Source organism: Maritimibacter alkaliphilus HTCC2654, from assembly GCF_000152805.1.
Taxonomy (GTDB): domain Bacteria; phylum Pseudomonadota; class Alphaproteobacteria; order Rhodobacterales; family Rhodobacteraceae; genus Maritimibacter; species Maritimibacter alkaliphilus.
On the sequence record NZ_CH902578.1, the window covers coordinates 2,846,865 to 2,856,028 of the forward strand.

The window sequence follows — 9,164 nt, forward strand, 5'->3', positions numbered from 1 at the left end:
CATCTATGATCCGAGGCCCAGACAGGGGTGTGCCGCAGGGCGGGCACCACAATTCACAGGGCGCTTAACGAGAGGAAAATGCCATGAATTTGGAAAAATTCACCGAACGGTCGCGTGGGTTCATTCAGGCCGCCCAAACGATCGCGATGCGCGAAAACCACCAGAAACTCGCGCCCGAGCATCTGCTCAAGGCCCTTATGGACGACGAAGAAGGCATGGCTGCGAACCTCATCCGTCAGGCGGGTGGGGAGCCGAAGCGGGTCGTCGAAGCCGTCGATGCCGCCGTCGCCAAGATCCCGCGTGTGACGGGGGATGCCGGGCAGGTCTATCTCGACAATGCCACGGCCCGCGTGCTGGACGAGGCCGAGAAGGTCGCGAAGAAGGCGGGCGACTCGTTCGTCCCTGTCGAACGTCTGCTCACGGCGCTGGCGCTGACCAAATCGGCGGCCAAGGATGCGCTGGAAGCGGGCGCGGTGTCGGCGCAGAAGCTGAACGCCGCGATCAACGACGTGCGCAAGGGTCGCACGGCCGACAGCGCGTCGGCCGAGGACAGCTACGAGGCGTTGAAGAAATATGCCCGCGACCTGACCGAAGCCGCCCAGGACGGCAAGATCGACCCCATCATCGGGCGGGACGAAGAAATTCGCCGCGCGATGCAGGTGCTGTCGCGCCGGACCAAGAACAACCCGGTCCTGATCGGTGATCCGGGCGTCGGTAAGACCGCGATCGCCGAGGGCCTTGCCCTGCGCATCATCAACGGTGACGTGCCCGAGAGCCTCAAGAACAAGAAGCTCATGGCGCTCGACATGGGCGCGTTGATCGCCGGCGCGAAATATCGGGGTGAATTCGAAGAGCGGCTCAAGGCCGTCTTGAACGAGATTCAGGCGGCGGCCGGGGAAATCATCCTGTTCATTGACGAGATGCACACGCTTGTGGGCGCGGGCAAGACCGACGGCGCGATGGATGCCGCGAACCTCATCAAACCGGCGCTCGCGCGCGGGGAACTTCACTGTGTCGGCGCCACGACGCTGGATGAGTACCGCAAGTATGTCGAGAAGGACGCGGCCCTTGCCCGCCGGTTCCAGCCGGTGATGGTGGACGAGCCGACGGTCGAGGATACGATCTCGATCCTGCGCGGTATCAAGGAGAAGTATGAACTGCACCACGGCGTGCGAATCTCGGACTCCGCGCTTGTGTCGGCGGCGACCCTGTCCAACCGCTACATCACCGACCGGTTCCTGCCGGACAAGGCCATCGACCTTGTCGACGAGGCGGCGAGCCGTCTGCGGATGGAGGTCGACTCGAAACCCGAGGAACTCGACCAGCTCGACCGCAACATTCTCCAGCTTCAGATCGAGGCCGAGGCGCTCAAGAAAGAGGACGATGCCGCGTCGAAAGACCGGCTCGAGAAACTCGAGGGCGAGTTGTCGGCGTTGCAGGAGCAATCGGCGAGCATGACCGCCAAATGGCAAGCCGAACGCGCCAAGCTGGAAGGTGCGCGCGAGCTGAAAGAGCAGCTTGACCGGGCGCGGGCCGATCTGGACATCGCCAAGCGTGAGGGCAACCTCGCCAAGGCCGGTGAGCTGTCCTACGGCGTGATCCCGGACCTTGAGCGCAAACTCTCCGAAGCCGAGAAGGCCGAGGAAGAGGGAGACGTGATGGTCGAAGAGGCCGTCCGGCCCGAGCAGATCGCGCAAGTGGTCGAGCGCTGGACGGGTATCCCGACCTCGAAGATGCTCGAAGGCGAGCGCGAGAAATTGCTGCGGATGGAAGAGGGCCTGCACAAGCGGGTCATCGGTCAGGATCAGGCGGTGCGCGCGGTGGCCAATGCCGTGCGTCGGGCCCGTGCGGGTCTGAACGACGAAGCGCGGCCCTTGGGCAGCTTCCTGTTCCTCGGGCCGACCGGCGTGGGTAAGACCGAGCTGACCAAGGCGGTGGCCGAGTTCCTGTTCGATGACGACAGCGCGATGGTGCGCATCGATATGTCGGAGTTCATGGAAAAGCACGCGGTCGCGCGTCTGATCGGCGCCCCTCCGGGCTATGTTGGCTATGACGAGGGCGGCGTTCTGACCGAAGCCGTGCGGCGCAAGCCCTATCAGGTCGTCCTTTTCGACGAGGTCGAAAAGGCGCACCCGGACGTGTTTAACGTGCTGCTTCAGGTGCTGGACGACGGTGTTCTGACCGACGGGCAGGGTCACCGGGTCGACTTCAAGCAGACGCTGATCGTGCTGACCTCGAACCTCGGATCGCAGGCCTTGAGCCAGCTTCCGGACGGGGCGGATGCCGGGAAGGCCAAGCAGGACGTCATGGACGCCGTGCGGGCGCATTTCCGGCCCGAGTTCCTGAACCGTCTGGACGAAACCGTAATCTTCGACCGGCTGGGCCGGGCGGATATGTCGGGCATTGTGGACATCCAGCTTGGCCTGCTCGCCAAGCGTCTGGCCAAGCGCAACATCACGTTGACGCTGGACGAAGATGCGAAGCAATGGCTCGGGGATCAGGGATATGATCCGGTCTATGGTGCGCGCCCGCTGAAGCGCGTGATCCAGAAGGCGCTCCAGGATCCGCTGGCCGAGATGATCCTGTCGGGTGACGTGTTGGACGGGGCGACGATCCCGGTCACGGCCGGGGCCGACGGGCTTATCATCGGGGACCGGGTGGGAAACTCGACGAACCCGAAACCGAATGATGCGGTCGTCCACTAAGGACGCACGCGTTGGTGCGAGAAAGGGCGGGGTAGACCCCGCCCTTTTTCTTTGCCTTGACCGACTCGGGTCGTGCGAGTAAACACTCGCATGTGCGAGCGAGTGTTTACTCGCATTACGGATCGGGAGGCGACCCATGAAAACTCACATCAATTCGTTCTTCGAAGGGCCGATGGCCAAACAGGCGATCATCGTGCCCGTGCTCATCATGCTCATCTTTTCCGTCTTCACGCTCACCGCACCGATGGACCCGGAGAAGACGGCACAGGCGATGACGCTGGGCATCGTCAATCAGGACGAAGGCCTGCCGATGCCGCCCGTCAAAGTGTCGGAGCGGATGTTGCAGGGCTTGGGTGGTCAGATGCCCTTCGCCACGCAGTCCTTCGACAACCGTGACGACGCTGTCGCGGCGCTGGAAGCCGGCGATCTGAGTGTTCTTCTCGTTTTTCCTACCGATTTTTCGGCCAAGGCGTTCAAGGGCGAGCAGGCGCGGTTCGAGATCGTGACATCGCCCGCCGTGACCGTCGCGGAGTTCCAGATGGCGCAGCAGTTGGAGCGAATGTTGCCAGCCGCGATGTCTGCCGGAGTCGCCTCGCTGCGCCTCGCGATGAAAGAGGGTAGCATGCCGACCGGAGAGATGCCGGTGGCGGCCGATGTGACCTCGGTCGTTGAAGCCGGTCCGATGGCGTCGATGCAGGCGCCGTTCGCGATGCTCTATACCACATGGCTCGCCTCGCTCGTCGGCGCCGTTATGATGACCCTTGCGACGCGCGGGCGGGCGGATCGGGGCACGGTTGCCCTGACACGCACGCTGATTCCGGTTCTCGTGATGGGCCTCGCCTCGCTTTGTCTTGCGCTGGTCGTTGGGGCCACCGCCGGTTGGGGCGCGTTCCTGCCTGCTTGGCTTGTCGTCTGGCCGACCGCCATCGCGTTGTCATGGCTGTTTGTCGGCCTGCTCTCGCTTCTGGGGCTGTGGGTGGTGATCCTTCTCCTCCCGCTCGCTTTTTACCAGTCGGCCATCGGCGGGGTCATGGCCCCGGCGGCCGCAGCGCCCGAGTGGCTGTCGCGGATCACGAGTTGGGCCGGTCTGGAGCAGATTGGCGCAGCTTATCGTGGCGCGGTGCATGGTGTCGCCATGCCCTATCCGGTTGTCCTTGTCGCGATCATCGCGATACTCGGGCTGGCCCTGATCTGGATCCGCGCGGCGCTTCCCGCACGGGCCGGGGCGACCGGAGCCACGACCGCCGCATGAACAAAGCCGACAGCCGGTTCGAAAGCGATGCCTTCAGGGCCGTATTGGACGCGGTCGAGAAGGAAGAGGGTCCGAGTGCGCCGAAAAAACGCCTCGCGATCCTCGCCGCGCTCGACTGCTTTGCCGAGTTCGGGTTCGACGGTACATCGACCAAGATGATCGCCGAACGGGCCGGGATCGGCGAGGCGACGATTTTCCGGCATTTCCCGTCTAAGAAGGCGCTGCTGCTCAGGATCACGCAACCCGTCGTCCGGCATATCCTGACCCCGGCGGCCGAGCAGGAGGCGCATGAGCTGATCGACCGGCACAAAGGGGATCGGCGGGCGGTGCTGAGGGCCGTGATGCTGTCGCGGCTGCATTTCATGCGCGTCTACGAACCGCTGGTGAAGATCCTCTTGCAGGAGGCGCTGGTGAACCCCGACCTGCGCGCGGTGATGATCCACGAGGCGACGCCGCTTTTCGATCAGCTGTCCGGCACCGTGGCGATGTTCGGTCCACAGACCGAGCTTGAGCGGGAACGCTTCTTCCGCACGCTGGGGTCGTTCATCATGGGGTATTTCCTGCACCGTTCGATCCTTGCGCCGAACCGGGATTGGGACGATGCGACCGAGGTGGATTTCATGCTGACCGTCATGTTCGACGGATTGGATGCCACGCTCGACCGGCGTTGACGCGAGGTTCGGCAATCCACCGTTTGGAGTTCGCCCGGTCTGGCGTATCCTCTTGCCGGGAGGAGCCATCATGAGAAAAGTCGATGCATTACTGTCGGAGTATGGCGAAAGCCATCAGAACCCGACGAACAAGATGGTGCACTGGATTTGCGTGCCGGTCATTTTCGTCTGCGTCATGGCACTGATCTATGCGATCCCGCCCATTGCCGGTGTGAACCTGTTGTGGCCCGTCGCCGTCGCCGCGCTCATATACTATGCCGTGCTGTCGCCGCCGCTTGCCGTGGGTTTCGTGGTGGTGCTGATTGTCGGGTATCTCATCATACAGGCTCTGGAAGCGTTGGTGCCGTTGCCGATCTGGGCGACGGCCCTGATCCTGTTCGTGCTCGCCTGGATCGGGCAGTTCTGGGGTCACAAGGTCGAGGGCAAGAAGCCGTCGTTCTTCAAGGACGTGCAGTTCCTGCTGATCGGGCCTGCGTGGCTGATGTCGTTTCTCTACGCGCGCGCGGGCGTGAAATATTGAAACGACCCCCGCCGCAGGGGGGCAGGGGCCGTTCCGGGGGCGGATGAGATGCGGGGTTACATCTCGCCCGACGGGATCAGACCGTCCTCCTGTGCCGAGGCAAGCTCGTCCATGTCGAGAACGCCGTCCCCGTTCGTGTCGGACGCGGTAAAGATGTCTTCGTTCACGTCGTCATAGGCCGCCATGAGTTCTTCGACCGAGATGACGCCGTCCGCGTCGATATCGACCACCTTCACGTCCTGCGCGATGGCGACCGATCCGATGGTCAGCGTGGCTGCGATGGCAAGGTTCGCGATCTTCATGTTCATGTCCTCTCTTTAAGGGTCCCGTCTGTCGGGGTGAGGACACTTGGTCACGCCCCATTGCGCGGTGCATCGGAGATCTGACCTAAATGCGGTTTTGGGCGCCGGATTGCGCGGCGAGGCCGATCAGGCAGGCGGAAACAGGATCGTCAAAGGCGGGCTTTCGCCACACGGCGGAAGCGCACCGACCTGCGGGGGGCCGGCGGGCGAAAGGCCGCTCTCGTTCAGGTCATTTTCCTATCGGCGTGCGACGGCCGGATACGGTCCGGTTTTCCCTTGTTCGCGCGACTCGCGCGCGGCATGATCGGGTCAACCGGGGCACGAGACCCCTTTGAGCAGCACCGAACCGGGAGGCGGTATGAGCCCCGACGTCGAACGCATCCTCACCAAGATCAAATTCGGCAAACCGTTCCGCGCGCATGACGTGACCATCATTCACACTCTGGTGGACGAAACGCGGGTGAGTTTCTGCGTGGACATGGAGAACGACCCGATCCAGCGAAATCACCGTCGCGGCCAGTTCTATGAGCAAAAGGAACTGAAGGATCTGAAGCGGCTGTTTCCCGAAGGCGGCACCTTCGTCGATATCGGCGCGAACGTCGGAAACCACTCCTTATATGCGGCGCTCATTCTGAAGGCCGGCAAGGTGATCCCGGTGGAGCCCAATCTGCTCGCCTTCCGCCTTCTCATTCATAATGTGCTCATCAATCGGCTGGAGCATGTGTTCGACCTGTCCAAGCTGGGCGTCGGGTTGTCGGAAAAGGCCGAGCAGGGCTACGCCATGCAGAAGCGCGAACGCAACCTTGGCGGGGCCAAGATGCTGCCGGGCGAGGGCGACCTGATGGTCGTGCCGGGCGATGCGCTGCTGGCGGGCGTGACCCCCGACCTCATCAAGATCGACGTCGAGGGGATGGAGATGATGGCACTCGCCGGGCTGGAGGACACGATTTCATCCCACAACCCGGTTCTGCTGGTCGAGGTCGACAACGAGAACGAAGATGCGTTCTTCGCTTGGGCCGAGGCGCATGACTACGTCATCGACAAGACGGTGCAACGCTACCGGCTGAACAAGAACCACCTGCTGATCCACAAATCGCAGGCGGGCGATGTGGCCGCCGAGTAGAGGGGAAGCGCGCGATGGAAAACGAGTTGAGCACGACCTTCTGGGTTCTCGAATACCTCGCCATGTTCTTCATCTTCCTGATCGGGGCGGTGGTCGCGCTCGTCCTGATCTGGTGGGCGGTCGACAAGTTCCAGACCGCTGACGCCGTTCGCCGCAACTATCCGGTCATCGGGCGCTTCCGGCACCTGTTCACCTCGCTGGGTGAATTCTTCCGGCAATACTTCTTCGCGATGGACCGGGAAGAGATGCCGTTCAACCGGGCGCAGCGCGACTGGGTCTATCGGGCGGCGGCCGGCAAGGACAATACGGTGGCCTTCGGCTCGACCCGCAATATCTCGACCCCCGGCACGTCCATCTTCGTCAACGCAGCCTTTCCGCCGCTGGGGTTCCAGTATGCCAAGACAGCGCCGATGGTGATCGGGCCGACGGCGGCGAAACCGTATGAGGCGCCGAGCTTCTTCAACATCTCCGGCATGTCCTATGGTGCGCTGTCCCAGCCCGCCGTGCGCGCGTTGTCGATGGGGGCCAAGAAAGCGAACGTCTGGCTGAACACCGGCGAGGGCGGCATGTCCGACTATCACCTCGAGGGTGGATGCGATGTCGTCTATCAGATCGGGACCGCGAAATACGGGGTGCGCGACGAACACGGCAAGCTTTCGGACGCGAAACTGCGCGAGGTGGCGGCCCGGCCCGAAGTGAAGATGTTCGAAATGAAGCTCGCGCAGGGGGCCAAACCCGGAAAGGGCGGCATCCTTCCGGCGGCCAAGGTGGATGAAGAGGTCTCGCGCATCCGGGGCATCCCGGTCGGCAAGGCGAGCGAGTCGCCCAACCGCCACGAAGAGATCGACGATTGGGACGATCTTCTCGACGTCATCAGCCACATTCGCGAGGTCACGGGGAAACCCGTCGGGTTCAAGACGGTGGTCGGCGCGGTCGATCCGTTCTCGGACCTGTTCGACTGCATCATGCGGCGCGGCCCCGACAGTGCGCCGGACTTCATCACGATCGATGGCGGTGAGGGCGGCACGGGGGCCGCGCCCATGCCGCTCATCGACCTCGTCGGGATGCCGATCCGCGAGGCGCTGCCGCGGATCGTGGACCTTCGCGACCAGCGTGGGCTTCATGACCGCATCCGCATGATCGCGTCGGGAAAGATGGTGAACCCGTCTGACGTGGCATGGGCCATTTGCGCGGGGGCCGATTTCGTCGTGTCCGCGCGCGGGTTCATGTTCAGCCTTGGCTGCATTCAGGCCCTGAAGTGCAATAAGAACACCTGCCCGACCGGGGTGACCACGCACGACCCGCGTTTGCAGAAGGGGCTGGTGCCCAAGGACAAGGCGGCGAAGGTCGCGAGTTTCGCCAAGAACATGATCCACGAGGTCGAAACCATCGCGCATTCCGTGGGCGTCGCCGAACCGCGCCAGATGCGGCGGCGGCACGTACGGATCGTGCAGGGCGATGGCCGCTCGATCCCGATGAACGAGATTTATCCAAGTTACAGTACTCACGCACTATCGTGATGCACCTTTATTGGGCCGGTTCTCGTTTCTTCCGTAAGACGGGAGAAAGAAGGACGTAGGAGGACCCAATGGGATACAAACCCGACCTGACTCGTGACGACGTCACACCGAAGGCGCTTTTTCTGAATCGGCGGCAGATCATGGCAAGCGCCGCTGGCCTCATGGCCGGTGGCCTCGCCGCTCCGGCCTTGGCGCAGAACGAGCTCGAGCCCAACACGCTCGAAGAGATCACCAACTACAACAACTACTATGAGTTCGGGACCGGCAAGGAAGACCCGGCCAAGAACGCGCATATGCTGACGGTCGATCCGTGGTCGATCGAAGTGGGCGGTTTGGTGGATCGGCCCGGCACCTATTCCATGGCCGACATCATGGATGGGATGACGGTCGAGGAGCGCATCTATCGGTTCCGCTGTGTCGAGGCGTGGTCGATGGTGATCCCGTGGAACGGGTTCGAGCTGAATCAGCTTCTTGAAAAGGTCGGCGTTCAGTCCGGCGCCAAGTATGTGGCGTTCGAAACCGCCTACCGCCCCGACGAGATGCCGGGTGTCCGGTTCCCCGTCGTGGAATGGCCCTATGTCGAGGGTCTGCGGCTGGACGAGGCGATGCACCCTCTCACTATTATGGCCACCGGAATTTACGGTGAGCCGATGCCGAAGCAGAACGGCGCGCCGATCCGGCTGGTGGTGCCGTGGAAATACGGGTTCAAGTCGATCAAATCGATCGTGCGGATTTCGCTGGTCGAGGACGAACCGCCGACAACCTGGAACAAGGCGAACGCGCGCGAGTACGGCTTCTATAGTAACGTGAACCCGAACGTGGATCACCCGCGCTGGTCTCAGGCCACCGAACGCGTGATCGGCGCGGGCATTTTCGCCGCGCGTAAAGAGACGCTGATGTTCAACGGATACGAAGATCAGGTCGCCAGCCTTTATGCCGGCATGGACCTGTCCGAGAACTACTGATGTCCGAGATTGCCCGCACCATAAACGGCGCGCTGCGAAAGGTGCCCGCCTGGCCGATCTATCTGATCGGGGTGATCCCGCCCGCGTGGCTCTTCTATCAGGGGGT

At 62.9% G+C, this 9,164-nt stretch carries 9 protein-coding genes (1 of these 9 only partly in view); 8 read left to right on the forward strand and 1 reads right to left on the reverse strand.

The features are described 5' to 3' along the window. The first annotated feature begins 83 nt into the window (after positions 1-83). From clpB to RB2654_RS14825, 4 genes are all read left to right on the forward strand, one after another. The gene (gene clpB / locus RB2654_RS14810) at positions 84-2,705 is read left to right on the forward strand and encodes an ATP-dependent chaperone ClpB (RefSeq protein ID WP_008333307.1); all 2,622 of its coding nucleotides are present in this window, start codon (positions 84-86) and stop codon (positions 2,703-2,705) included. Positions 2,706-2,841: 136 nt separating this feature from the next. Further along, entirely contained in the window at positions 2,842-3,957 is a 1,116-nt protein-coding gene (locus tag RB2654_RS14815; protein ID WP_008333310.1) for a YhgE/Pip domain-containing protein, read from the forward strand. After that, complete coding sequence (locus tag RB2654_RS23590; protein ID WP_008333312.1) at positions 3,954-4,628, forward strand: TetR/AcrR family transcriptional regulator; 675 nt, start codon at positions 3,954-3,956, stop codon at positions 4,626-4,628. Before RB2654_RS14815 ends, RB2654_RS23590 begins: the two co-directional genes overlap by 4 nt. A gap of 70 nt (positions 4,629-4,698) precedes the next feature. Continuing rightward, entirely contained in the window at positions 4,699-5,148 is a 450-nt protein-coding gene (locus RB2654_RS14825) for an Mpo1 family 2-hydroxy fatty acid dioxygenase (protein ID WP_008333316.1), read from the forward strand. Positions 5,149-5,204: 56 nt separating this feature from the next. Here the strand turns inward: RB2654_RS14825 and RB2654_RS14830 are convergent, their stop codons facing one another. Next, a complete protein-coding gene (locus RB2654_RS14830; protein WP_008333318.1) occupies positions 5,205-5,456 on the reverse strand; it encodes an EF-hand domain-containing protein in 252 nt (83 codons plus the stop codon). Positions 5,457-5,808: 352 nt separating this feature from the next. On the opposite strand from RB2654_RS14830, the gene RB2654_RS14835 reads away from it, so the two are divergent. From RB2654_RS14835 to msrQ, 4 genes are all read left to right on the forward strand, one after another. Continuing rightward, positions 5,809-6,573 (forward strand): FkbM family methyltransferase, encoded by a 765-nt coding sequence (locus RB2654_RS14835; protein WP_008333320.1) that lies wholly within the window; start codon positions 5,809-5,811, stop codon positions 6,571-6,573. Positions 6,574-6,587: 14 nt separating this feature from the next. Further along, positions 6,588-8,093: an FMN-binding glutamate synthase family protein gene (locus RB2654_RS14840; protein ID WP_008333322.1), complete on the forward strand. Its 1,506-nt coding sequence runs from the start codon at positions 6,588-6,590 to the stop codon at positions 8,091-8,093. A 68-nt stretch (positions 8,094-8,161) separates the two neighbouring features. Beyond that, entirely contained in the window at positions 8,162-9,058 is an 897-nt protein-coding gene (gene msrP / locus RB2654_RS14845) for a protein-methionine-sulfoxide reductase catalytic subunit MsrP (protein WP_008333323.1), read from the forward strand. Then, positions 9,058-9,164, forward strand: partial view of a protein-methionine-sulfoxide reductase heme-binding subunit MsrQ gene (msrQ, locus tag RB2654_RS14850; RefSeq protein WP_008333324.1) — the beginning only. 511 nt of this gene lie beyond the right edge of the window; the window shows 107 of its 618 coding nt (coding positions 1-107); it begins with the start codon at positions 9,058-9,060; its stop codon lies off the right edge, out of view. Before msrP ends, msrQ begins: the two co-directional genes overlap by 1 nt.

Excerpts from the sequence above, each read along its gene's own strand:
- clpB (WP_008333307.1), top strand. The coding sequence starts at position 84 with ATGAATTTGGAAAAATTCACCGAACGGTCGCGTGGGTTCATTCAGGCC.
- RB2654_RS14815 (WP_008333310.1), top strand. The coding sequence starts at position 2,842 with ATGAAAACTCACATCAATTCGTTCTTCGAAGGGCCGATGGCCAAACAG.
- RB2654_RS23590 (WP_008333312.1), top strand. The coding sequence starts at position 3,954 with ATGAACAAAGCCGACAGCCGGTTCGAAAGCGATGCCTTCAGGGCCGTA.
- RB2654_RS14825 (WP_008333316.1), top strand. The coding sequence starts at position 4,699 with ATGAGAAAAGTCGATGCATTACTGTCGGAGTATGGCGAAAGCCATCAG.
- RB2654_RS14830 (WP_008333318.1), bottom strand. The coding sequence starts at position 5,456 with ATGAACATGAAGATCGCGAACCTTGCCATCGCAGCCACGCTGACCATC.
- RB2654_RS14835 (WP_008333320.1), top strand. The coding sequence starts at position 5,809 with ATGAGCCCCGACGTCGAACGCATCCTCACCAAGATCAAATTCGGCAAA.
- RB2654_RS14840 (WP_008333322.1), top strand. The coding sequence starts at position 6,588 with ATGGAAAACGAGTTGAGCACGACCTTCTGGGTTCTCGAATACCTCGCC.
- msrP (WP_008333323.1), top strand. The coding sequence starts at position 8,162 with ATGGGATACAAACCCGACCTGACTCGTGACGACGTCACACCGAAGGCG.